This window comes from Streptomyces sp. GL_141 (assembly GCF_057834385.1).
Window position 1 is genome coordinate 58874 of record NZ_JBYQMI010000003.1, and the last position, 22797, is coordinate 81670.

Consider the following 22797-nt stretch of genomic DNA (forward strand, 5'->3'; position numbering starts at 1 on the left):
GCGTAGGGGATGGAGACGTACGGGTGGTGTGGTCCGGGCGGGCCCGCCCGGACCACACCACCCGTACGGTCAGGCCGCGGTGCCGGCCGAGACGGAGGCCAGGCTGTCCTCGAAGCTCTTGCGGAGCTGGGCGCGGCGGAGCTTTCCGATGCCGGTCTTGGGGATCTCGGACCGGTCGACGGGCAGCAGGTGCGGTACGTCGACGCCCAGCCGCTCGCGGACGCGCTCGCGGATCCGCTCGCCCTGCTCGCCGGTGAGGGTGCCTGCGCGCGGGCTGAAGAAGACCGCGAGTTCCTCGGCGCCGCCGGGCTCGGCGGTGACCAGGGAGGCGACGGTGTACGAGGGCTCGATGAAGTCGAGTTCCTCGACGGCGGCCTCGATCTCGTGGCCGTGGTAGGCGATCTCCCCGAGCTGGATGACGTCGTCGGTGCGGCCGGTGACGGTGAGGATGCCGTTCTCCACGTAGGCCAGGTCGCCGGTCTTGAACCAGCCGTCGTCCGTGAAGGACTGCCGGTTCTGCACGGGGTTGTCGTAGTACCCGGCGGTGATGGTCGAACCGGTGACCTGGAGGCGGCCGGTGATGCCCCACGGCACGAGGGCGCCGTGCTCGTCGACGACCCGGATGCGGGTGCCGGGCTGCGGACGGCCGACGGGCACGTAGCGGTCGTCGCCGGCGGCGGCCTCGGTGAACTGGCAGTCGGCCACGCCGGCGGTGGTCTCGGACATGCCCCAGCCGGGGAACATGGCGGTGGCGGGCAGCCCGTAGGGGGCCAGCAGGTCCAGGAAGCGGCGGACGACGCCGGAGCGGACGGCCTCGCCGCCGTTCATGATGTAGCGCAGCGGGCTCAGGTCCCAGCCGCGGCCCTCGAAGCGGTCGGCCTGGTCGTTGACGAGCACGAAGGCGAAGTTGGGCGCCCAGGTGGTGTCGGCCCGGTGGGTGGAGACCGCGTCGAGCCAGCGCAGCGGGTCTTCCAGGACCCACTGGATCTTGGCGTGGACCTGGGCGGCGCCCAGGAAGACGTCGCGCGCGTGGAACATGATCAGCCCGCCGATGTGGTCCAGCGGCATCCAGTTGAAGGTGCGGGTGTCCGCGTCGAGCTTGTTCACGCGGGAGGTGGCCGCGCTGCGCGTGAGGATGTTGCGGTGGGTGAGCGAGACGGCCTTGGGCACGCCGGTGCTGCCGGAGGTGAGCAGCAGGACGGCCGGGTCCACGGCGTCCGGCTCGTGCCAGGCGAGGTCCGGCTCGTGGGCGGTGCGCAGGCTCGCGACGTCGCCCAGGTGGGCGGCGCTCCAGCCGGCGTCGGCGGTGACGGCGGGCGCGAGCTCCTGGCCGGTGCCGGTCAGGACGCGGGGGCGGCCGTAGCCGGCCCAGACGCGCTCCAGCAGGCCGGGACCGTTGACCGCGTCGGCGCTGACGGGCAGCGGCAGGAAGCCGCCGAGGATGCAGGCCCAGAAGCCGGCGAGGAGGTCGGCGTCGTCGGCGGACTGCAGGATGACCTTCTCGCCGATCGTCGCGCCGGAGGCGCGCAGGCCGGCCAGGACGCGCGAGGCCGCGTCGAGGAGCTCGGCGTAGCTCTGGTGGACCTCGGTGCCGTCGGCGCGGATGTAGGTCACCCCGCGGCCCTCGCTCTCGGCGACGGCGCGGATGAGGGCGGCGCCGAGGTGCGCGACGCCGGTTTCGGGGGCGGGCCCGCCGTCGAGCAGCGATATGCCGGTGCCGGTCATGCCTGGTTCTCCTCTTGCTGAGCGGTGTCGGACGCGGTGTCGGCGGGGGTGGCGGTGGCCACGATGACGAGCGGGCCCCGGCCGTGGAAGGGCGCGGGCTCCTTGCGGAAGCCGCCGTACTCGGCCGTGATGGTCAGTCCCGCCGCGGCCAGCAGTTCGCGGACCTCGGGCCCGGTCAGGACGGCCTGGTCGAAGAAGTTGTCGTACATGGCGACGCTGCCGTCCGCGGTGCGGACCAGCAGGGTCTCCTCGTTGCGCCAGTTCGCGGCGTGCGCGTTGATGAACTGGCGGGCGAGGCGGGTGATGAGGACCCCGTCCCGGCGGTGGTGGCCGACGCTGTTGGGCTGGAAGGAGTCGACGAAGTTCAGCAGGTGGCCGAACTCCAGGACGACCTGCCCGCCGGGGTTCAGCAGCTCGCGGACGGAGCGCAGGACGGCCGGGAGCCGGCCGCGGTCCAGGTAGTTCAGCGTCATGAAGAGGCTGTACACGAGGTCGTAGCGCTCGTCGGTGCGGTACTCCTCGGCGCGGGCCTCCACGTAGGAGATGTCCTCGTCGCCGGCGGCCCGGGCGTACTCCAGGAACGCGGCGCTCTGGTCGATGCCGGTGCCGCGGTGGCCGCGCTCGCGCAGGGCGCGCAGGTTGGAGCCGGTGCCGCAGCCCAGGTCGAGTACGGTGCCCGCGTCGGGGAGCAAGGACGCGAGGAACTCCGTCTCGGCGTCGAGGTTGCGGAAGTCCTTCCGCATGATCTCGTAGTACTCACCGGGGAATTCGAAGCTCGTGCCGGTCAAATCCGTCATCCTCCTCGGATGTCAGTGCTCGTCGGTCGTCGGTGCTCGGCGGTACTCGGTGCTCTGTGCTCGGTGCTCGGTGCTCGGCGGAACGCGTCGGCCGTCGCTGCCAGGCGCTGCTCATCGCCGCCCGGCGGCGCTCGGCGGCGCCGCCGTCCCCTACGTGGGCACGGCCTCGCGCATGGTCCGGTAGCCGCGCGGGGTGAGGCCGTACCGGTCGCGGAAGAGCCGGCTGAAGTGCGAGGCCTGGTAGAGGCCGGACCGCTCGCCGATCACCCCGACGGGCAGGTGCTCGAGCCGCGGGTCGCGCAGCTCCGACCGGCAGCGGGCGAGGCGTTCGTCCCGGATCCACCGGGCGGGGCTGGTCCCCTGCTCCTGGAAGATCCGCTGGAGGTAGCGGAGCGAGATGTTGTGGTGCCCGGCGACCGCCTGCGGGGTGAGGTTGGGGTCGGAGAGCCGGGCACGGATGTACGCCTGGATGTTGAGCATGAGGTCGTGCCGGGCCACCTCGTCCTCGGCGGCGACGTGGCGCAGCCGGTCGGCGAGGACGGCCGCGGTCAGGCCCGCCACGGTGGCGCCGACCCGGTCGACGGCGGAGTGGATCTCGGTGCCGTGGTCGTGGAGGCCGGCGAGGAGCTGGGAGAGTAAGGCGCCCGCGCCCATCCGCCCGCACCAGCCGGTGGCGGTGAGCTTCGCGGTGTCGCCCGCCGACATGCCGAGGTGCCGGTGCGGCAGCTGGACCTCGACCAGGTGGAAGGGCCGGGGCAGGACGAGGCGGTACGGCCGGCTGGTGTCGCAGCAGATGATCTGCGGGCCGCTCGCCTGGCCCCGGCGGCCGTCCTGGTGGACCTGGATCTCGCCGGCCAGCGCCCGGAACACCCGCAGGGACTCGGCGGGGTCGGGGCGGATGTGGCGGCCGGGGCGTACGGCCTCGTGGGCCTCCCCGGTGACGAGGGAGATGGTGACGTCTCCGAACTCGCGGCGGACGGTGGTCCCGTACACGGACTCGCCGTGTGATCGGATGACCCGCGCCGTGCAGGGGGCGGGCACGGCGAGCGGTGGACTGCGGTCCGGCACGAATGCGCTCGGCCCGCGAAGGGGCAGCATGTCCATCGGTCTCCTCGCTCCGGGAAGCGTCATGTCATCGTGACAGGCAGGCCCATAAAAACATACCTGCATGCAGGTACTCGAACACCATCAGATGTTCCGATACGCAAGGGCTCACCTCGACTTTCATGCGCAAACAGGCCATGAACGGGCGCATTTACGCAAGCCAGCCGACAGGTCGACCGGTACAGTTGAGGACGAGGACTGGCCGGACAACGCGGCTTCACGTGCGGTCATGGATGTAGTTTCCGAACGAGGGGTATCACGTGACGATCAAGGTCGGCATCAACGGATTCGGCCGCATCGGCCGCAGCTTCTTCCGCGCCGCCCTTCAGCGGGGCACCGGCCTGGAGGTGGTCGCCGTCAACGACCTCACCGACGCCGCGACGCTGGCCCACCTGCTCAAGTACGACAGCACGCTCGGCCGGCTCGGACACGAGGTCAAGGCCGTCGAGGGCAACCTCGTCATCGACGGGCGCACCATACGCGTGACCGCCGAGCGCGACCCCGCGAAGCTTCCGTGGGGCGAGCTGGAGGTGGACGTCGTCATCGAGTCCACCGGTGTCTTCACCGATGCGCACAAGGCCCGCGCCCACCTGGAGGCCGGTGCCCGCAAGGTCATCATCAGCGCGCCCTCGAAGAACGAGGACCTGACGATCGCCTTCGGCATCAACGACGAGCTCTACGACCCGGCCGTGCACGACATCGTCTCCAACGCCTCGTGCACGACCAACTGCCTGGCCCCGCTGGCCAAGGTCCTCGACGACGCGCTCGGCATCGAGCACGGCCTGATGACCACGGTCCACGCCTACACCGCGGACCAGAACCTCCAGGACGGTCCGCACAGCGACCTGCGCCGCGCCCGCTCGGCGGCGACGAACACCGTGCCGACCACCACCGGCGCCGCCAAGGCGATCGGCCTGGTCCTGCCGCAGCTCAAGGGCAAGCTCGACGGGTACGCGCTGCGCGTGCCGATCCCGACGGGCTCGGCCACCGACCTCACCGTCCGCGTCGGCCGCGCGACGACGGTCGAGGAGGTCAACGAGATCTTCGCGAAGGCCGCCGCGGGCGCCCTCGCGGGCATCCTCACCTACACCGACGAGCCGATCGTCTCCAGCGACATCGTCACCGACCCCGCGTCGTGCATCTTCGACTCGGGCCTGACCAAGGTGATCGGCGACGGCCGCCAGGTCAAGATCGTCGGCTGGTACGACAACGAGTGGGGCTTCTCCAACCGTGTCGTGGACACCGCCCTGCTGATCGGCGCCCGCTGACCGGCGCCCCGTAGACGGGCGCCCGCCGGCGGCGATCCCGCCGACCGCGGCGCCCGTCCCGACCGGAGGTTCCCGATTCCCGTGATCAAGACCCCCCACCACGAGGGTGAACAGGCCGTCCAGAAGCAGGCCGGCGAAGGCGGTCCCGGCTGGGGATCGCCGATGTTCGACGACGTGATCCAGCCCGGCTTCGACCAGTACCTGATGCGCCAGCGCATGCTCTTCCTGGGCGGCGCCGACGCCACGGGCGCCATGTGGTCCTCGCTGGTCACGGGCGACCCCGGCTTCGCGCTGCCCACGAGCCGGCGCACGATCACGCTGTCCTCCCTGCCCGTGCCGGGCGATCCGCTCGCCGAAGCCTTCGCGGAGACGGCCGACATCGGGCTGCTCGCCCTCGAACCGCACACGACGACCCGGATCCGGATCAACGGCGTGGCGCGGCGCGAAGGGGATTCGCTGCAGATCCGCACCGAACAGGTGCTGGGCAACTGCCCGAAGTACCTCCAGGTACGGGTCCCGGTCGCGGACGGGCCCGCATCGGCGACCCGGGAGACCCGGGACGGCGACGAGCTGACGCCCGAGCAGGAGAAGTGGATCCGCGGAGCGGACACCTTCTTCATCGCCAGTCAGGCCGACGGCTACGGCGCGGACTCCTCGCACCGGGGCGGCGACCCCGGTTTCGTCACGGTGGCGGGACCGCGCAGGCTCGTATGGCCCGACTACTTCGGCAATTCCTTCTACATGACCTTGGGCAATCTGCAGCTCAACGAGAACTGCGGACTGCTCTTCCTGGACTGGGAGTCCGGCCACACCCTGCAACTGACGGGCAAGGCACGGATCAACTGGGCCGAGGGGGACCGGGCCGACGTGCCCGGAGCCCTGCGGATGTGCGAGTTCGACATCGAACGCGTGGTGCAGATCGACGGGGCGACCCGGCTGCGCTGGGCGTTCGGCGGTCCCTCGCCCTACAACCCGCCGGCACCGGCGCGCGGCTGAACCCCCTCAGCCCCCGCGCCGTCCCCCTCTCCCCGGCTCCCTGGTAACCGTCCGGCCGTGCCGCCTCCCCCGTCGGTGCGGCCGGACGGTGTTGTACGCCCTGCCCGGCACGCTGCCCCTCCGCCCGAGGACTCCCCGCTGTGAGGACTCCCCCGTTTAAGGACTGCGCCATGCCCGCCACGCCCGCCACGCCCGGCCCGGTCCTGCCCCGGCTGCGCGCCGACGTCTCGACGGTCCCCGCCTACGTGCCGGGCCGCGCGGCCCGCGACGAGTTCGTCGACAAGCTCTCCTCGAACGAGAACCCGTACCCGCCGCTCCCGTCGGTGATCGCCGCGGTCGAGACCTGGCTGGGCCGCCTCAACCGCTACCCCGACCCCACCGCGGCCGAGCTCGTCGCGGAACTCTCCGGGCGCCTCGGCGTGCCCGCCGACCACCTGGTACTGGGCACCGGCTCGGTCGGCATCACCCAGCACCTGGTCGCCGCCGCCGCGGGTCCGGGCGACGAGGTCGTCTTCGCCTGGCGCTCGTTCGAGGCGTACCCGCTGCTGGCCTGGGCCGCCGGGGCGACCTCCGTCCAGGTCCCGCTGCGCGACGAGGCCCACGACCTGGACGCCCTGGCCGACGCGGTCACCGACCGCACCCGCCTGGTCTTCGTCTGCAACCCGAACAACCCGACCGGCACCGCCGTACGCCGCGCCGAACTGGAACGCTTCCTGGACCGGGTGCCCTCCGACGTCCTCGTCGTCATCGACGAGGCCTACCGGGAGTTCGTCGGCGAGGACCAGGACATCCCCGACGGCATCGAGCTCGCCCGCAGCCGCCCCAACGTGGCGGTGCTGCGCACCTTCTCCAAGGCCTACGGTCTGGCCGCGCTCCGCGTCGGCTACGCGGTGGCCCATCCGCACGTGACGGCCGCCCTGCGCGCCTGCTCCGTACCGCTCGGCGTGAGCGGCCCCGCCCAGGCCGCCGCCCTGGCCTCCCTGCGGGCCACCGAGGAACTCCGCGAGCGCGTGGCCGACCTGGTGGCGGAACGCGAGCGCGTCAGCGCCGGCCTGCGCGCGGAGGGCTACGAGGTCCCCGACAGCCACGCCAACTTCGTCTGGCTGCGCCTGGGCTCCCGCACTTCCTACTTCGCGGACGCCTGCGAGGCGGCCGGCCTGATGGTCCGCCCCTTCGGCGACGAGGGCGTCCGCATCACGATCGGCTCCCCGACAGCGAACGACCGCCTCCTGAAGACAGCGGCCGACTGGGACCAGTGACCACACCGGCCGACAGCAGCGGGCTCAGCCGCCGATGACCCTCAGCCGGGCGGCCGGCTGGTCGCGCTCCGCCTCGATCGTCGGGGTCAGCCGGAAGACCCGGACCGGGCCGACGCTGTCCACCTCTTCGAGCCACCCGAGAGCCTCCAGCTCCTTGCGCGTCCGGGAAAAGACCGGGGCGCTCATACCCGCGGTTTCGGCGAGCTCGGTGGCCTTGATCCAGACCGACCCGTCCGGCCGCTGCTCAGAGGCTGCGTACAGCATGACGACGATCCGCTGGTTCGGGTTCAGGACGCGTCCCGTGCGCTTGAGGACGTATAGCACGTCCTCGCTGCGGTGGACCTTCATGTCGCGTCTCCCTTGATCTTCCTGCGTTCGCGGTCGCCCGGCTTCGGGATGCGCATCTCCGGGGGATTCCAGTCGGAAACCGCCTCACGATGTTCGAAGCCCGTCCCGATGAACGCAAGGTACGGGGTCGTTCGGTAGAACGTCGTACGGCCGATCCCGCCGGACTCGACCAGCAGGCGGGCACCCTTGAGGACCTTGATGGCCCTCGACAGCGCGTCAGGACTCATGTCGAGCTCTGATGCGACGGCCACGCCGGTCATCTGAACGGGCCCCTGTCGCTCCTCCGTCGCGAACCAGTACCAGACCAGCACGCGAAACTCACGGTCACTCAGTCCCGAAGCCCCGGAGGCAAGCTGGCGGCCGCGCCGGATCCCGACGTTGATGTGAGGTCCGTCGAAGGCATACGGGGCACGGGGGACCTCTTCCATAACGCCGGTGTCCGGATCCACCAGTGCAAGGATCTTGCTCCGCGCCGACTCCGCCATGCCTGAACCCGCCCCGCCCCTCGTCGCCACGAGCCGCGCGACCCACTCCGGGGCCCCACAATTAGCACATTGCACATTACCGCATAGCCAACCGACCTCACCGTGAGGAAAGGTTCCTTTGCTCATTGCTAATGAGGTTCGGCTCCGGCCCCCCACTCACGGGCCCAGTCGCGAATGTGCACATAGCTAACTGACCCGTTCCCAGGATCGGGTTACCCGACCCCAGGATCGGGTTACCCGACCCCAGGATCGGGTTGTGCTCGACGTTTGCGCAGGTCAAGAGAGTGCGGGGGCTGCGCGTTCTTAATACCTGGAAAGGTGGTGAGTACCTGCAGGCCCTGGTCGGCGGCTGCTCGCCCTGTCGCTCCGCGCCAGCGCTCCCAGGTGGGTCCACCGCCGGGACCCCGTCGCACGGATCGTCGTGGTCACTGCCCGAAACAAGCAGCAGCGTGGCTGATACCGGCTGGGGCTGAGCGAATCCGTGGGCGCCGGTGATCGCGGTGACGGGTTTCGTCTGGGCACACCTTCTGTGGCCGGGGTCTTATCCGGTTCGTCCTGGCCGGGCAACGAGGTTCCCTGCACCTACCGTCAGCTCGGCTCCTGCGCCGACGCTCCCCCGGTCGCACACGAACAAGGCGGCGCACTCCGACGTGTTGTCGGGGTGCGCCGCCTTCGGGCGGAGCGGGGTGCGGGAGGGAGCCCGTGCTGCCCCGGCCGCTACTTCGGGTCACTGTTGAACTTCGCGGCCGACCAGAAGTAGCCGAGCACCGCGAGGCCCAGGCACCAGGCGACCGCGATCCACCCGTTGTTGCCGATCTCGGTGCCGAGCAGCAGCCCGCGCAGGGTCTCGATGGCCGGGGTGAAGGGCTGGTACTCGGCGACCGGCCGGAACCAGCCCGGCATCCCCTCGACCGGGACGAAGGCGCTGGACAGGAGCGGCAGCAGGATCAGCGGCATCGCGTTGTTGCTCGCGGCTTCGGCGTTCGGGCTGACGAGGCCCATGCCGACGGCGATCCAGGTGAGCGCCAGGGCGAACAGGACGAGGAGGCCGAACGCCGCCAGCCATTCGACGGCGGTGGCATCCGTCGAGCGGAAGCCGATGGCCACCGCGACGGCGCCCACCAGGACCACGCTCGCGATCGACTGCAGCACGCTGCCGACGACGTGCCCGATGAGCACCGAGCCGCGGTGGATCGCCATCGTGCGGAAGCGGGCGATGATGCCCTCGCTCATGTCGGTGGAGACCGACACCGCGGTGCCGATCGTGGTGCTGCCGATGGTCATCAGCAGCAGGCCCGGCACGAGGTAGGCGAGGTAGTCGGAGCGGTCGCCGCCGCCCAGGCCCGCGCTCATCACGTCGCCGAAGACGTAGACGAAGAGCAGCAGGAGCATGATCGGCGTGAGCAGCAGGTTCAGCGTCAGGGACGGGTAGCGCCGCGCGTGCAGGAGGTTGCGGCGCAGCATCGTGGACGAGTCGCGGACGGCGAGGGCGAGGGTGCTCATCGGACGTTCTCCTTGTTCAGGTCGGGCCGGTCGTGGGCGTCGGACCGGCCGGGGCGCGGGTCGGTACCGGTCAGGGCGAAGAACACGTCGTCGAGGTCGGGGGTGTGCACGGTCAGTTCGTCCGCCTCGATGCCGGCCGAGTCCAGCCGGCCCAGGAGCGAGCCCAGCGCGCGCTGACTGCCGTCGCCGGGGATCCGCAGGGTGAGGGATTCGTCGTCCCGGGCGGCCTCGCCGAGCGCGACGGTGGCGTTCCGGTAGGCGTCCGGGTCGGAGAACCGCAGGCGTACGTGGCCTCCGGGGATCAGCCGCTTCAGCTCCTCCGCGGTGCCCTCGGCGGCGATCCGGCCGTCGTTCAGCACCGCGATCCGGTCCGCGAGCTGATCGGCCTCCTCCAGGTACTGCGTGGTGAGGAAGACCGTCACGCCGCCGGTGACCAGTTCACGGATGATCTGCCACATGGTGTGCCGGGAGCGCGGGTCCAGGCCCGTGGTCGGCTCGTCGAGGAAGATGATCCGCGGATCGCCGACCAGGGTCATGGCGATGTCGAGCCGCCGCTTCATGCCCCCGGAGTAGGTCGAGGCCGGCTTCTTCGCCGCCTCCACCAGGTCGAACCGCTCGAGGAGTTCGGCCGCGACCCGCTTCCCCTCCCGCTTCGACAGGTGGTGCAGGTCCGCCATCAGGAGCATGTTCTCCTCACCGGTGATCAGCCCGTCCACGGCGGAGAACTGCCCGGTGACCCCGATCGCGGCGCGGGCCGCCCGCGGGTCGGTGGCCAGGTCGTGGCCGCCGACCCGGATCTCGCCGGAGGCGGCATCCGGGGAGACGAGGGTGGAGAGGATCTTCACGGCGGTGGTCTTGCCCGCGCCGTTCGGGCCGAGCAGGGAGAAGACCGTTCCTTCGGGGACGGCCAGGTCGATGCCGTCGAGGACGGTCTTGTCGCCGTAGGACTTGCGCAGCCCGTTCGCCGTGATGGCCCAGCTGGTCATGAGCGGTGCTCCTTTACGGATGTCAGAGGCTGCGGGCGGTGATGTCGCCGTAGGCGGTGGTCGCGTGGATGTCGAGGCGGCCGGCGGCGGCGTCGGTGGTGCGCAGGGCGTTGTGGATCCGGCCGTGGGCGGCGCCGGCGTCGAGGGTGGCGCTGACCCCGCGGGCGGCGCCGACCGAGATCTCGCCGTACTCGGTGCGCAGTTCGACCGTGCCGCCCAGGGCCTCGGCGATGTGCAGGTCGCCCTTCTGGGTGCTGATCCGGGCGGGGCCGCCCAGGCGGCCGACCGACACGTCGCCGGCCGCGAGGGTCAGGTGGGTGCTCGCGGCCTCGTCGAGCTTGACCGAGCAGCGCGCGCCTTCGAAGACGACGTCACCGAGGCGTCCGACGCCCCGCAGTTCGGCGTCGGCCGCCTTCGCCTCGACGCGGGAGCCGGTGGGCAGTTGGACGGTCACCTCGATGGCACCGGAGGCGCCCAGGAGCTGGTTCTTCGCCGGGGCCGCGATCCGCAGGACCCCGTCGGCGTACTCGACCGAGGTCTGCTCGGCCGCCTTCACGTCGCGGCCCTTCGAGGCGTCGGCGGGCCGGACCTCGACCGCGGTGTCCGCGCGGTCCGCGGCGATGAAGCGGACGGTGCCGGCGGGGATGCCCAGAACAGCGGAGATCGGGGTGGGGGTGGCGAACTTCTGCATGATTCTCTCCTGCGACTCGTTGTTTCCGATGAGGGAAAAGCTACGTTGCTTTCCACATCTCGACAATCAGTTCATCGCAAGGAATCTACATAACAGCAGGTCAGAGCCGTCAAATCGTTGCGCAGACACAAAACTAAATGCAACGACAGGGATGCCATGCGTTGCAATGGACTAGAGATGAACGCTACAAGAGGGCCCGAGTCGCTGACCCGCGCCGACCAGGCGCGCAGCTACCGCGCACGGGTCCTCGACCACGCGGCCGCCTTCTGAACCGAAGGAACTTTCGCGGGGACCGATGAGTTTTCCGGGGGTCCGCAGTCTTAGATCATGAAAGGCGCGCCGCAGCAGCCACGGAAGTGGCCGCGGGGCGCCGGACGGACCCGCCGAGAGCCAGCCACGAGATCCGAGGACCCACGATGCGCACCCTGATCAGCTCCGCCTTCATCTCCCTCGACGGCGTTGTGGAGGCCCCCGGCGGCGAGCCCGGATACCGGAACTCGGGCTGGACCTTCAAGGACGTCGAGTTCCTGCCCGAGGCCTTCGAGATCAAGGGCCGGGAGCAGAAGGAGGCCTCGGCGATGCTGCTGGGCCGCACGAGCTACGAGGCGTTCAGCCCGGTGTGGCCCGCCATGGAGGACTTCGCCGACTACAAGGTGATGCCGAAGTACGTCGTCTCCACCACCCTCGCCGAGGACGACCTGGTGTCGGGCTGGGGCGACACGACGATCCTGCGCTCGCTCGACGAGGTCGCCTCCCTGAAGGAGACCGAGGGCGGCCCGATCATCGTCCACGGCAGCGCCTCCCTGAACCGGGCGCTCTCCGACGCCGGCCTGATCGACCGTTACCACCTGCTCGTCTTCCCGCTGCTGCTCGGCGCCGGCAAGCGGCTCTTCAGCGCCACGGACAAGGACGCGCAGAAGCTGAAGCTCGTCGAGCACGAGGCCTACGCCAACGGCCTGCAGCTGAACGTCTTCGACGTGGTCCGCTGACCGGAGCCACGCGAGAGCGAAAACGGCGCCCCCCGCCATGCAGGGGGCGCCGTTCGCATCCGTCCGCGCGTCTCAGCCGAAGAGCCGGCGCAGCTCCTCGTGGAACCCCGGGAAGGTCTTGGCCACGCAGGCCGGGTCGTCGAGAGTGATGCCGGGGGCGCGCAGGCCCAGTACCGAGAAGGACATCGCGATGCGGTGGTCCCGGTGGCAGTCGACCGTCGCCGGGGCGGGGGCGCCCGGGTGGACGGTGATGCGGTCCGGGCCCTCCTCGACCCGGATGCCCAGCACGCGCAGGTTCCCCGCGACGGCGGCGATGCGGTCGGACTCCTTCAACCGGGCGTGCGCGATGCCCGTGATGGTGACCGGGGCGTCCGCGAGCGGGGCGATCGCGGCCATGGTCATGAAGGTGTCCGAGATATCGCCCATGTCGACGGTGAATCCGCCGCGCAGCGCACCGGTCCCCGTGACCTCGGTCCAGTCCGCGGTCCTGGTGACCCGGGCCCCGGCGCGCCGCAGCACCTCCACGAACGCGGTGTCGCCCTGGAGGCTGCCGGAGCCCAGGGCCCTGACCCGTACGGTGCGGCCGGTGACGGCCGCCGCCGCGAAGACGTACGAGGCGGTCGAGGCGTCCGGCTCGATGTCGAGGTCGGCGGGCCGGTAGCCGCCCGGGTGGACCGTGATCGCGCTGCCCTCCTCCTCGACCCGGGCGCCGAAGTGCCGCATCAGGGACAGGGTCATGTCCACGTACGGACGGCTGACCAGCCGCGGCACGTCCACCGTGAGCGGTCCGCCCATCAGCGGGGCCGCCATCAGGAGCCCGGAGAGGTACTGGCTGCTGAGCCCGGAATCCAGCTCGATGCGGCCGCCGGCGAGCCCCCGCGCGGTGAGCGTGAAGGGCAGGCCCGTACCGCGCACCTTCGCCCCGAGCCCGGTGAGCGCCTCCAGCAGCGGCCGCAGCGGGCGAGCCCGCAACTGGTCGGAGCCGTCGAAGGCGATCTCCCCGCGCCCGGTGGCCGCGAAGGGCGGCAGGAAGCGCGCCGCGGTGCCGGCGTCGGCGCACCAGACCCGGCCGGGGCCGGCCGGTCCCGCGCCGCGCCCGGTGACCTCCCAGACCTCGCCGGAGCCGTCGCCGTAGCCGGAGCCGTCTCCGTAGCCGTATCCGCCGTCCCCGATGTCGCGGACCCCGGTGCCCAGGTCCGTCAGCGCGGCCCGGAAGGCGAGGGTGTCGTCGCTGACCAGGGGCGCGCCGAGGCGGCTGCGGCCTGGGGCGGCGGCCGCGAGGAGCAGCGCCCGGTTGGTGATGCTCTTGGAGCCGGGGATCCGGGCCTCCAGCACGGTGGTGGCGGCGCTCATCGGGCAGCGGCCTTGCGCCGGGCCCGCTGCGCGCGCTCGAAGCTCGCGCGGGCGGCCGCGGCGACCTTCGGCGCCGTCAGGCCGTGGAGTTCGTACAGGGACTGGTACGGGGCGGAGGCGCCGAAGGAGTCGATGCCCAGCGAGGTGCCGGCCGCGCCGACCAGGGCGTACCAGCCGAGGCTGGAGCCCGCCTCGACGGAGACCCGGGCCGCCACCTCGGCGGGGAGCACCTCCTCTCGGTAGGCCTCCTCCTGCGCCTGGAACCACTCCAGGCAGGGCATGGACACGACGCGGGTGGCGAGGCCCCCGTCCTGCAGGATGCGGCGGGCGTCGAGCGCGATGGGCACCTCGCTGCCGGTGGCGATGAGGATGGCCTCGGGACGGCCGCCGTCGGCTTCGGCCAGCACGTACCCGCCGCGCGCGGCGCCCTCGGCGGGGGACAGCCCGCTCTCCTCGGTGCGCTCCAGCACGGGCAGGTTCTGCCGGGACAGGCACAGGCCCGCCGGGCGGTCGTCGTTCTCCAGGATGGTCCGCCAGGCGACGACGGTCTCGTTCGCGTCGGCGGGCCGGACCACGTCGAGGCCCGGGATGGCGCGCAGCGACCAGAGGTGTTCGATGGGCTGGTGGGTGGGGCCGTCCTCGCCGAGCCCGATGGAGTCGTGGGTCCAGACGTAGGTGACGGGCAGCTTCATCATGGCGGCGAGGCGTACGGCGGGGCGCATGTAGTCGGAGAAGACCAGGAACGTGCCGCCGTAGGGGCGGGTTCCGCCGTGCAGGGCGATGCCGTTGAGGATCGCGCCCATGGCGTGCTCGCGGATGCCGAAGTGCAGGGTCCGCCCGTACCGGTGGCCGGAGTAGGCCTCGGTGGCCAGCTCCTCGGGGATGAAGGACGGTTCGCCCTTCATGGTGGTGAGGTTGGACTCGGCGAGGTCGGCGGAGCCGCCCCACAGCTCGGGCAGTACGGAGGCGAGCGCGTTCAGCACTTCGCCGGACGCCTTGCGGGTGGCGATCTGGCCGCCCCCGGGGAACACCGGCAGGTTCTCCTGCCAGCCCTCGGGCAGCCGGCGCTCGGAGAGCCGGTCGAAGAGCTCGGCGCGCGCGGGGTTCAGGGCGCGCCAGTCGGTGAGGGTCTTGTCCCACTGGCGGTGGGCTTCGGCGCCGCGGTCGGCGACCCGGCGGGCGTGGGCCAGGACCTCGGCGGGGACCTGGAAGGAGAGCGAGGGGTCGAGGCCCATCGCCGCCTTGGCGGCGGCTGCCTCCTCCGCGCCGAGGGCGGATCCGTGGATACCGCCGGTGTTGCGCTTCTTCGGCGCGGGCCAGCCGATGATCGTGCGCAGCGATACGAGGGAGGGCCGGTCGGTGGTCTCGCGGGCGGTGACGAGCGCCCGGTGCAGGGCCTCGACATCCTCCGTGTACTCGGTGGCCTCGCCGCTCGCGGTCCAGTCGACCTCCTGCACGTGCCAGCCGTACGCCCGGTAGCGGGCGAGGGTGTCCTCGGAGTGCGCGATCTGCCGGTCGTCCTCGATGGAGATGCGGTTCTCGTCGTAGAGGACGACGAGGTTGCCCAGCCGCTGGTGGCCGGCGAGCGAGCTGGCCTCGTGCGCGACGCCCTCCTCGAGGTCGCCCTCGGAGGCGATGGCCCAGACGGTGTGGTCGAAGGGGGAGGTGCCGGGGGCGGCCTCCGGGTCGAACAGGCCGCGCTCGCGACGGGCGGCCATGGCCATGCCCACCGCGTTGGCGAGGCCCTGGCCGAGGGGGCCGGTGGTGGTCTCCACGCCCGGGGTGTGCCCGTACTCGGGGTGCGCGGGGGTCAGACTGCCCTCGGTGCGCAGGCCCTTGAGGTCGTCCAGGGTGAGCCCGTAGCCGGAGAGGTAGAGCTGCGTGTAGAGGGTCAGGCTGGCGTGGCCGCAGGAGAGCACGAACCGGTCGCGGCCGGCCCAGCGCGGGTCCTGGGGGTCGTGCCGCAGCAGCCGCTGGAAGAGCAGGTAGGCGGCCGGCGCGAGGCTCATGGCGGTACCGGGGTGTCCGTGTCCGGCCGCCTCGACCGCGTCCACGGTCAGGGCGCGGGCGACCTCGACGGCCCGGCGGTCGGCGTCCCCCCAGAGCAGGGCGGGCGCGGTGCCCTGCGGGGCGCTGGCGACGGTCATGACGGGCCTTCCTGTTCGGGGGATTCGGCGAGTACGAGTGCTCTGGCCGGTGCGGGCACCCAGGCGCGCAAGGGTGCTCCGGCCCGGGCGGGGACCGCGGCGCCCAGCAGGACCGGGACCGCGGCGGCGCTACCGGAGCGGGCCGGGAACACCGCCCGGGCACGGGCCGCGGCGTGCGGCGGGAGCGGGGCCGGACGGGGCGCCCGGGCGGCCGCGTCCGCTGCGGCGCGGGCGCAGCGGGCCGCCCGGGCGCGGGCGTAGCGGACGGCGGGGCGGGTCATCGGCCGAGCCGCTCGTAGGCGGCCCGGAGCAGGTCCTCGTCCGGGGTGCTGAACAGGGCGGGACGGCCGATGGCGTCGAGCACGACGAACCTCAGCCGGTTGCCCCGGGTCTTCTTGTCGATGCCCATCGCGTCGCGCAGCGGGGCCCAGGCTCCGCCGTGGGTGGTGGGCAGACCGGCGGCGGCGAGCAGGGCGCGGTGGCGCTCGGTGTCGGCGGCGGACAGCCGGCCGTCGAGCCGGGCGAGTTCGGCGGCGAAGACCATGCCGGCGGCGACCGCGTGGCCGTGCCGGACCCGGTAGCCGGCGACCCGCTCGATGGCGTGGCCCAGGGTGTGGCCGTAGTTGAGGTGCTCGCGGCGGCCGTCCTCGCGGAAGTCCTCGGTGACCACCTCCGCCTTGACGCGGATGGCGCGCTCGACGAGCTCCCGGGTGTGGACGGCGCCGGCGGGGTCGTCCTCGACCAGGCGCAGGATCTCCGGGTCGGCGATGAACCCGGCCTTGATGACCTCGGCGAGGCCGCTGACGTAGTCGGCGGGCGGCAGGGTGTCCAGCAGATCCAGGTCGCACAGCACCCCGGCGGGCGGGTGGAAGGCGCCGACGAGGTTCTTGCCCTGGGGCAGGTTGACGGCGGTCTTCCCGCCGATGGCGGCGTCGACCATGCCGAGCAGGGTGGTCGGCACCAGGACCAGGCGTACACCGCGCAGCCAGCCGGCGGCGGCGAACCCGGCGAGGTCGGTGGTGGCCCCGCCGCCGACGGCCACGACGGCGTCGGAGCGGGTGAACCCGGCGTCGGCGAGGGCCCGCCACAGGCCCACCACGACGGTCATGTCCTTGGCGGCTTCGCCGTCGGGCACTTCGAGGGAGACCACGATGCGTCCCTCGTCGGTGAGCTCCCGGGCGATCCGCCGGGCCGTGGCCAGCAGGGGCCGGGAGTGGACCACGGCCACCCGCAGCGGTCCGGAGCCCAGGACGCGGCCGGTCTCGCCGGTCAGCCCGTGGCCGACGACGGCCTCGTACGGCCGGTCGCCGCCGACCGGGATGCGGGTGCTCCCCGTCAGGGCCGGCGTGTTCAGCGTCGGCGTGTTCAGCGTCGGGGCGCTCACCGGACGGCCAGGTTCTCGAGGTAGCCCCGGTGGTTGCGGGCGGTCTCGGCGACGGAGTCCCCGCCGAACTTCTCCAGCGCGGCGTGCGCCAGGACCAGCGCCGTCATCGCCTCGGCCACGACGGCCGCGGCGGGCACCGCGCAGACGTCGGAGCGCTGGTGGTGGGCGACGGCCGACTCGCCGGTGGCGACGTCGACGGTGGCCAGGGCGCGCGGCACGGTGGCGATGGGCTTCATGGCGGCGCGCACCCGCAGGGGTTCGCCGGTGGTCATCCCGCCTTCGACCCCGCCGGAGCGGGCGGTGCGGCGGCGGATGACCCCCTCCTCGTCCCGCTCGATCTCGTCGTGGGCGAGGGAGCCGGGGACCTTGGCGAGGCCGAATCCGTCGCCGAACTCGACGCCCTTGATGGCCTGGATGCCCATGAGGGCGGCCGCGAGCCGGGAGTCGATGCGCCGGTCCCCGTGGACGTAGCTGCCCAGGCCCGGCGGAAGTCCGTACACGAGCACCTCGACGACTCCGCCGAGGGTGTCGCCGTTCTCGTGGGCCCGGTCGACCTCGGCGACCATCGCGGCGGAGGCCTGCGGGTCCAGGCAGCGCACCGGGTCGGCGTCCACGCGCTCGGTGTCGTCCGGCCCGGGCACCACGCCTTCGGGGGCGGCGGCCGCGCCGAGGGAGACGACGTGGCTGACGATGGTGATCCCGTACGCCTGCGACAGGAAGGCCCGGGCGACCTCGCCGACGGCGACGCGGGCGGCGGTCTCGCGGGCGCTGGCCCGCTCCAGTACCGGCCGGGCGTCGTCGAAGCCGTACTTCTGCATCCCGGCGAGGTCGGCGTGGCCGGGGCGGGGGCGCGAGAGCGGGGCGTTGCGCGCCCGGCCGGCCAGCGCCTCCGGGTCCACGCCGTCGGCCGCCATCACCGTCTCCCACTTGGGCCATTCGGTGTTGCCGACCTGGACCGATACCGGTCCGCCCTGGGTGAGGCCGTGGCGGACGCCGCCGAGGAAGGTCACCTCGTCCCGCTCGAAGGCCATCCGGGCGCCCCGGCCGTGGCCGAGGCGGCGTCGGGCGAGGGAGTCGGCGACCGCCTTGGTGGAGATCTCCACCCCGGCGGGCAGGCCTTCGAGGACGGCGGTGAGAGCGGGGCCGTGCGATTCGCCCGCGGTGAGCCATCGCAAAGTACTCAAGGGTGATCCTCTGTCATACGGCGTGGTGGGCCGGCGTGGTGGGCGGTCGGACACGGCGGGGGGGCGGTCGGAAGGGGGGACACGGGTGGGCAGTCGGAGACCCGGCCGGTGGGGCGACCGGATCCCCGTAGAGGGGGGAAGGACGGCGGAAGGGGGCGTACGGGGATCCGCGGTTGCGGGGTCAGACGCCGACGGCCACCGGCGGAGCCTCGATCGGCCCCATCCGCTGGACCCGCCACCCGGCGCCCATCAGGCCCTGGGCCATGGTGACGGCGGTCCCGCGGGCGACCATCAGCTCGACCAGGCCGCTCTCGTCGCCGGGCGAGTGGTCGATGGTCATGTCCTCGATGTTGACGCCGAGTTCGGCGGCGTTCGCGAGGAGCCGGGCGAGTTCGCCGGGCTGGTCCCCGATCAGGACGCGGACCGGTGCGCAGGCGGGCACCGGGTGCCCGTGCTTGCCGGGGATGCGGTCGCGGCCGCTGAGACCGCGGCCGAGCAGGTCGGCCAGGAGCGTGGTGCCCTGGGCGCGTTCGTCGGCGTCGTCGGTGGCGAGGCCCCGCAGGGCGGACACGGTGACCTGGAGGTCCTCGGCGAGTTCGGTCAGCACGTCGGCGACGGCGGTGGCGTTGGACTCGAGGATGTCGCTCCACAGCCGGGGATCGCCCCCGGCGATCCGGGTCACGTCGCGCAGTCCCTGCCCGGCCAGCCGGCAGGCGTCCTCGGGGAGGTTCTGGAGGCGGGCGGCCATCAGCGAGGCCACCACGTGCGGGGTGTGGGAGACGCGGGCCACGGCGCGGTCGTGGACGTCGCTGTCCATCACCACGGGCACCGCGCCGCACAGGGACACCATCATCAGCGCCATGTTGAGCGCGTCGCGGCTGGTGTGGGCCGTGGGGGTCAGCACCCAGGAACGGCCCTCGAAGAGGGTGGCGCAGGCGGCGAGCGGGCCGGAACGCTCCCGGCCGGCCATCGGATGTCCGCCGATGAAGCTGACGGGGTCGGCGCCCGCGGCGAGGACCCCGATCTCCGGCTCGGTCTTGACGCTGGCGACGTCGGTGTACGAGCGGGCCAGGCCCAGCCTCTGCTGAGCGGCGAGCACGGCGCCGACCTGGGCCGGCGGGACGGCCAGTACGGCCAGGTCCACGGTGGTCTTCGGGGCGCCCACGATGCCGGCGCCGAGCGAGGCGGCGGTACGGGCGGCCGAATCGTTCTCGTCCATGAGGTGGACGGCCACCCCGCGACGGGACAGGGCCAGTGCGATGGAGGTTCCGATGAGGCCCGTCCCCACCACCGCGGCGGAGCGGATCATCTGGAGTCTCCGGCGGTGACCAGGTCCTGGCGCAGGGCGGCCGCGCCGCCCAGGTAGACGTGCTTGATCTCGCGCTTGGACAGCTCCGTCTCGGCGTACGCGAGGATCCGCACGACCCGGGGCAGGGACCCGGCGATGTCCAGTTCCTGCGCGCACATCATCGGCACGTCGGTCACGCCCAGATCGCGGGCGGCGACCGCCGGGAACTCACTGACCAGGTCGGGGGTCGCCGTGAAGAACAGGCTGACCAGCTCCTCCTGGTCGAGCCCGTTGGCGGCGAGCATCTCCTGGAACAGTGTGCGGACCCCGTCCAGCAGGTGGCCCCGCTCGTCGACTTCCAGCTGGATGGCACCGCGCAGGGCACGCACGGACATGGGCTTCTCCCTTTGCTTCAGGACGGTACGTCGATCGGTCGCTCGGGATCAGGCGGCGGCCGGTACGGCTTCGCGGCGGGCCGCCGCGTCCGTCCGGCGGTCGCGGTACAGCTCGGCGACCCGGAAGGCCAGGTCGAGCGACTGCTTGCGGTTCAGGCGCGGGTCGCACGCGGACTCGTAGCGCTGCCCGAGGTCGGTGAGCCGGACCTCGGCGCCGCCTCCGACGCATTCGGTGACGTCGTCGCCGGTCAGCTCGATGTGGATGCCGCCGGGGTGGGTGCCGAGCGCGCGGTGGACCTCGAAGAAGCCGGTGACCTCGTCGAGCACGTCGTCGAAGTGCCGGGTCTTGTGGCCGCTGGGCGCCTCGAAGGTGTTGCCGTGCATCGGGTCGCAGATCCACGCGGGGCGGGCGCCCTCGGCGGTGACCTTGCCGATGAGCTCGGGGAGGATCTCGCGGATGTGGGGTGCGCCCATCCGGGTGATGAAGGTGAGGCGGCCGGGCTCGCGCTGCGGGTCCAGCTTGTCGATGAGGCGCAGGGCCTCGTCGGCGGAGGTCGTGGGGCCGAGCTTGACTCCGATGGGGTTCTGCACCGTGGAGGCGAACTCGACGTGGGCGCCGTCCAGTTGACGGGTGCGCTCGCCGATCCAGATCATGTGGCCGGAGACGTCGTACAGCCGGCCGGTACGGGCGTCGACGCGGGTGAGCGCGGCCTCGTAGTCCAGGAGCAGTGCCTCGTGGCTGGCGAAGATCTCGGAGGAGTGGACGGCGGCCGGGTCGGCGCCGCAGGCGGCGAGGAAGGTGAGCGCGTCGTCGATGTCCTTGGCGAGGCGCTCGTAGCGCTCGCCGACCGGGGAGGCGGCGACGAAGTCGCGGTTCCACTCGTGGACCTGGCGCAGGTCGGCGTAGCCGCCGGTGGTGAAGGCCCGTACGAGGTTCAGGGTGGCGGCGGAGGCCTGGTACATCCGCTTGAGCCGCTCGGGGTCCGGGGTGCGGGACTCCGGGGTGAAGGCGAGGCCGTTGACGGAGTCGCCGCGGTAGACGGGCAGTTCGACGCCGTCACGGATCTCGGTGGGCTTGGAACGGGGCTTGGAGTACTGCCCGGCGATCCGGCCGATCTTCACCACGGGCACGGAGCTCGCGTAGGTGAGGACGGCGGCCATCTGCAGCAGGGTCTGCACCTTGTCGCGGACCTGGTCGGAGCTGACGGCGTCGAAGGTCTCGGCGCAGTCCCCGCCCTGGAGGACGAAGGCCTCGCCCCGGGCGACGTCGGCGAGCCGGTCGCGCAGCCGGTCGCACTCGCCGGCGAACACCAGGGGCGGGTAGGAGGCGAGGTCGTCGAGCGCGGAGCGCAGGGCGACGGGATCGGGGTAGGACGGCTGCTGGGCGGCGGGCAGCAGCCGCCAGGAGTCGACGGCCGTGGCGTGCGTGGCGAGGGTCATGGTGGCTGTGCCTCGATCGGTTTCGGTGGGAAAGGGAAGAGGTGTGGGCCTGTCGCCGCCCGGGATGGCGGCCCCGGGTGCCGGGGGTCCGTACGGTGGTGCGGCCGTACGGACCCCCGGGTGGGCATTTCCGTTGCGGAGCCTGTCTCGCCCGGGGCCTAGACCGGCTCGTGGACCTCGGCGGTCCGGGCCGCGGGCTCCTGGACCTGCGACGCCTGGCCCTCGGCTTCCTCAACGGCGGCCTTGTGGCCCTTGGTGAGGCCGAAGAAGAGCAGACCGCCGACGCCGAGGACGGCGATGACAATGCCCATCGGCACCGCGCTGTCCTCGCCGGCGAGGCCGACGAGCGGGACCACGGCCGCGCCGATCAGGTGCTGGGACAGGCCCAGCAGCGCGGCGGCCGAGCCGGCCACGTCGCCGTGGTCCTGGAGGGCCAGCGCGAAGGAGTTCGGCAGGACGAGGCCGACGCTGGAGACGACCAGGAAGAGCGCGACGAGCAGCGGGGCCAGACCGGCGTCGGTGAGGACGACGGCGAGCAGCGCGAGGCCGCCGACCGCAGAGATGGCCAGACCGGTGGCGAGCAGGGCGCGCGGGCCGGTCTTGTGCACGATGCGGCCGCTGACCTGCGCGGCGATGACCAGGCCGAGCGCGTTGACCCCGAAGACGACGCTGTAGCCCTGCGGGGACATCCCGTGGATGGACTGGAGCACGAAGGTCGAGCCGGAGATGTAGGCGAACATCGCGGCGAAGGCGAAGCCGCAGGCCAGGTTGTAGCCGACGAACACGCGGTCGGAGAGCAGCCGGCGGAAGATCGGGCCGGTGGCCTTGAGGCCGCCGCGCACGCGCCGCTGCGCGGGGTGCGTCTCCGGCAGGGCGCCGGCGACGCCGAAGAGCATCAGGGCCCCGATGATGGCGAGGGCGATGAAGATGCCCTTCCACGAGGTGACGAGCATCAGCTGGCCGCCGAGGACGGGGGCCAGGATCGGCGCGATGCCGGTGATCAGCATCAGCATCGCGAAGAACCGGGCCGCGGCGGGCCCGGTGTGCCGGTCGCGCACGACCGCGGAGGCGATGACGATGCCGGTGGCGCCGCCGAGGCCCTGGAGGGCGCGCAGCCCGACCAGCGTCCAGATGTTGGGGGCGAAGGCGCACAGCAGCGCGGTGACGGCGAACAGCGCCAGACCGGCGATGAGCGGACGGCGCCGGCCGAGCGCGTCGCTGACGGGTCCGGCGATGAGCTGGCCGATGCCGAGGCCGAGCAGGCAGGCGGTGAGGCTGAGCTGGGCCGCCGAGGCGCTCGTGTTCAGGTCCTCGGCGATCTGCGGAAGGCCCGGCATGTACGCGTCGTTGGCGAGCGGGCCGAGAGCGGTGAGGGCGCCGAGGATGATGGCGAACCGGACGATGCCGGCGCTCTTCGGTGTGGCGGATGAAGTCATGTTTCTGATCCCCTCCGGG

At 72.4% G+C, this 22797-nt stretch carries 21 protein-coding genes; 4 read left to right on the forward strand and 17 right to left on the reverse strand.

Annotated elements, in window-relative coordinates; genetic code table 11:
* Nucleotides 1-69: 69 nt before the first annotated feature.
* The 3 genes from AC3IX6_RS40090 to AC3IX6_RS40100 all read right to left on the reverse strand — a co-directional run bounded on the left by AC3IX6_RS40090 (nucleotide 70) and on the right by AC3IX6_RS40100 (nucleotide 3620).
* Nucleotides 70-1725 (reverse strand): AMP-binding protein, encoded by a 1656-nt coding sequence (locus AC3IX6_RS40090; protein ID WP_489371893.1) that lies wholly within the window; start codon nucleotides 1723-1725, stop codon nucleotides 70-72.
* A complete protein-coding gene (locus tag AC3IX6_RS40095; protein ID WP_489371894.1) occupies nucleotides 1722-2522 on the reverse strand; it encodes a class I SAM-dependent methyltransferase in 801 nt (266 codons plus the stop codon). The genes AC3IX6_RS40090 and AC3IX6_RS40095 overlap by 4 nt, the downstream gene beginning before the upstream one ends.
* A 150-nt stretch (nucleotides 2523-2672) precedes the next feature.
* Nucleotides 2673-3620: a helix-turn-helix domain-containing protein gene (locus AC3IX6_RS40100; RefSeq protein WP_489371895.1), complete on the reverse strand. Its 948-nt coding sequence runs from the start codon at nucleotides 3618-3620 to the stop codon at nucleotides 2673-2675.
* A gap of 266 nt (nucleotides 3621-3886) precedes the next feature.
* Here AC3IX6_RS40100 and gap point away from each other — a divergent pair, with 266 nt between their 5' ends.
* The 3 genes from gap (at nucleotide 3887) to hisC (ending at nucleotide 7149) form a co-directional block, all read left to right on the forward strand.
* Nucleotides 3887-4894: a type I glyceraldehyde-3-phosphate dehydrogenase gene (gene gap / locus AC3IX6_RS40105; RefSeq protein ID WP_383946266.1), complete on the forward strand. Its 1008-nt coding sequence runs from the start codon at nucleotides 3887-3889 to the stop codon at nucleotides 4892-4894.
* 81 nt (nucleotides 4895-4975) lie between these two features.
* The gene (locus AC3IX6_RS40110; RefSeq protein WP_489371896.1) at nucleotides 4976-5890 is read left to right on the forward strand and encodes a pyridoxamine 5'-phosphate oxidase family protein; all 915 of its coding nucleotides are present in this window, start codon (nucleotides 4976-4978) and stop codon (nucleotides 5888-5890) included.
* A 170-nt stretch (nucleotides 5891-6060) separates the two neighbouring features.
* Nucleotides 6061-7149, forward strand: coding sequence for a histidinol-phosphate transaminase (gene hisC / locus AC3IX6_RS40115; RefSeq protein WP_489371897.1), 1089 nt, complete (start codon nucleotides 6061-6063; stop codon nucleotides 7147-7149).
* A 24-nt stretch (nucleotides 7150-7173) separates the two neighbouring features.
* Here the strand turns inward: hisC and AC3IX6_RS40120 are convergent, their stop codons facing one another.
* From AC3IX6_RS40120 to AC3IX6_RS40140, 5 genes are all read right to left on the reverse strand, one after another.
* A complete protein-coding gene (locus AC3IX6_RS40120) occupies nucleotides 7174-7497 on the reverse strand; it encodes a replication initiation protein, RepL2 (RefSeq protein WP_489371898.1) in 324 nt (107 codons plus the stop codon).
* Nucleotides 7494-7982 (reverse strand): MarR family transcriptional regulator, encoded by a 489-nt coding sequence (locus tag AC3IX6_RS40125; RefSeq protein ID WP_356512550.1) that lies wholly within the window; start codon nucleotides 7980-7982, stop codon nucleotides 7494-7496. Before AC3IX6_RS40125 ends, AC3IX6_RS40120 begins: the two co-directional genes overlap by 4 nt.
* 717 nt (nucleotides 7983-8699) lie before the next feature.
* Nucleotides 8700-9485 (reverse strand): ABC transporter permease, encoded by a 786-nt coding sequence (locus tag AC3IX6_RS40130; RefSeq protein ID WP_489371899.1) that lies wholly within the window; start codon nucleotides 9483-9485, stop codon nucleotides 8700-8702.
* The gene (locus tag AC3IX6_RS40135) at nucleotides 9482-10471 is read right to left on the reverse strand and encodes an ATP-binding cassette domain-containing protein (protein WP_489371900.1); all 990 of its coding nucleotides are present in this window, start codon (nucleotides 10469-10471) and stop codon (nucleotides 9482-9484) included. Before AC3IX6_RS40135 ends, AC3IX6_RS40130 begins: the two co-directional genes overlap by 4 nt.
* A 22-nt stretch (nucleotides 10472-10493) precedes the next feature.
* Nucleotides 10494-11162, reverse strand: a complete 669-nt coding sequence (locus AC3IX6_RS40140) for a DUF4097 family beta strand repeat-containing protein (protein WP_489371901.1) — start codon at nucleotides 11160-11162, stop codon at nucleotides 10494-10496.
* A gap of 416 nt (nucleotides 11163-11578) precedes the next feature.
* On the opposite strand from AC3IX6_RS40140, the gene AC3IX6_RS40145 reads away from it, so the two are divergent.
* On the forward strand, nucleotides 11579-12151 hold the full coding sequence (locus AC3IX6_RS40145; RefSeq protein WP_489371902.1) for a dihydrofolate reductase family protein: 573 nt from the start codon (nucleotides 11579-11581) through the stop codon (nucleotides 12149-12151).
* A gap of 72 nt (nucleotides 12152-12223) precedes the next feature.
* On the opposite strand, the gene aroA is transcribed toward AC3IX6_RS40145, so the two are convergent.
* The 9 genes from aroA to AC3IX6_RS40190 form a co-directional block, all read right to left on the reverse strand.
* Nucleotides 12224-13504 carry a 3-phosphoshikimate 1-carboxyvinyltransferase gene (gene aroA / locus AC3IX6_RS40150; protein ID WP_489371903.1) on the reverse strand — a complete coding sequence of 427 codons (1281 nt, stop codon included), beginning with the start codon at nucleotides 13502-13504 and terminating at the stop codon, nucleotides 12224-12226.
* Nucleotides 13501-15651 carry a transketolase gene (gene tkt / locus AC3IX6_RS40155; protein WP_489371904.1) on the reverse strand — a complete coding sequence of 717 codons (2151 nt, stop codon included), beginning with the start codon at nucleotides 15649-15651 and terminating at the stop codon, nucleotides 13501-13503. Before tkt ends, aroA begins: the two co-directional genes overlap by 4 nt.
* Nucleotides 15648-15932 carry a hypothetical protein gene (locus tag AC3IX6_RS40160; protein ID WP_489371905.1) on the reverse strand — a complete coding sequence of 95 codons (285 nt, stop codon included), beginning with the start codon at nucleotides 15930-15932 and terminating at the stop codon, nucleotides 15648-15650. The genes tkt and AC3IX6_RS40160 overlap by 4 nt, the downstream gene beginning before the upstream one ends.
* On the reverse strand, nucleotides 15929-17035 hold the full coding sequence (gene aroB / locus AC3IX6_RS40165) for a 3-dehydroquinate synthase (protein WP_489371906.1): 1107 nt from the start codon (nucleotides 17033-17035) through the stop codon (nucleotides 15929-15931). Before aroB ends, AC3IX6_RS40160 begins: the two co-directional genes overlap by 4 nt.
* A complete protein-coding gene (gene aroC / locus AC3IX6_RS40170) occupies nucleotides 17032-18219 on the reverse strand; it encodes a chorismate synthase (RefSeq protein WP_489371907.1) in 1188 nt (395 codons plus the stop codon). The genes aroB and aroC overlap by 4 nt, the downstream gene beginning before the upstream one ends.
* Before the next feature lie 181 nt (nucleotides 18220-18400).
* Nucleotides 18401-19525, reverse strand: a complete 1125-nt coding sequence (locus AC3IX6_RS40175; RefSeq protein WP_489371956.1) for a prephenate dehydrogenase — start codon at nucleotides 19523-19525, stop codon at nucleotides 18401-18403.
* Nucleotides 19525-19902, reverse strand: a complete 378-nt coding sequence (aroH, locus tag AC3IX6_RS40180) for a chorismate mutase (protein WP_489371908.1) — start codon at nucleotides 19900-19902, stop codon at nucleotides 19525-19527. The genes AC3IX6_RS40175 and aroH overlap by 1 nt, the downstream gene beginning before the upstream one ends.
* 48 nt (nucleotides 19903-19950) lie before the next feature.
* Complete coding sequence (locus AC3IX6_RS40185; protein ID WP_489371909.1) at nucleotides 19951-21342, reverse strand: class II 3-deoxy-7-phosphoheptulonate synthase; 1392 nt, start codon at nucleotides 21340-21342, stop codon at nucleotides 19951-19953.
* Between the two features lie 158 nt (nucleotides 21343-21500).
* A complete protein-coding gene (locus AC3IX6_RS40190; RefSeq protein WP_489371910.1) occupies nucleotides 21501-22778 on the reverse strand; it encodes a multidrug effflux MFS transporter in 1278 nt (425 codons plus the stop codon).
* Between the last annotated feature and the right edge of the window lie 19 nt (nucleotides 22779-22797).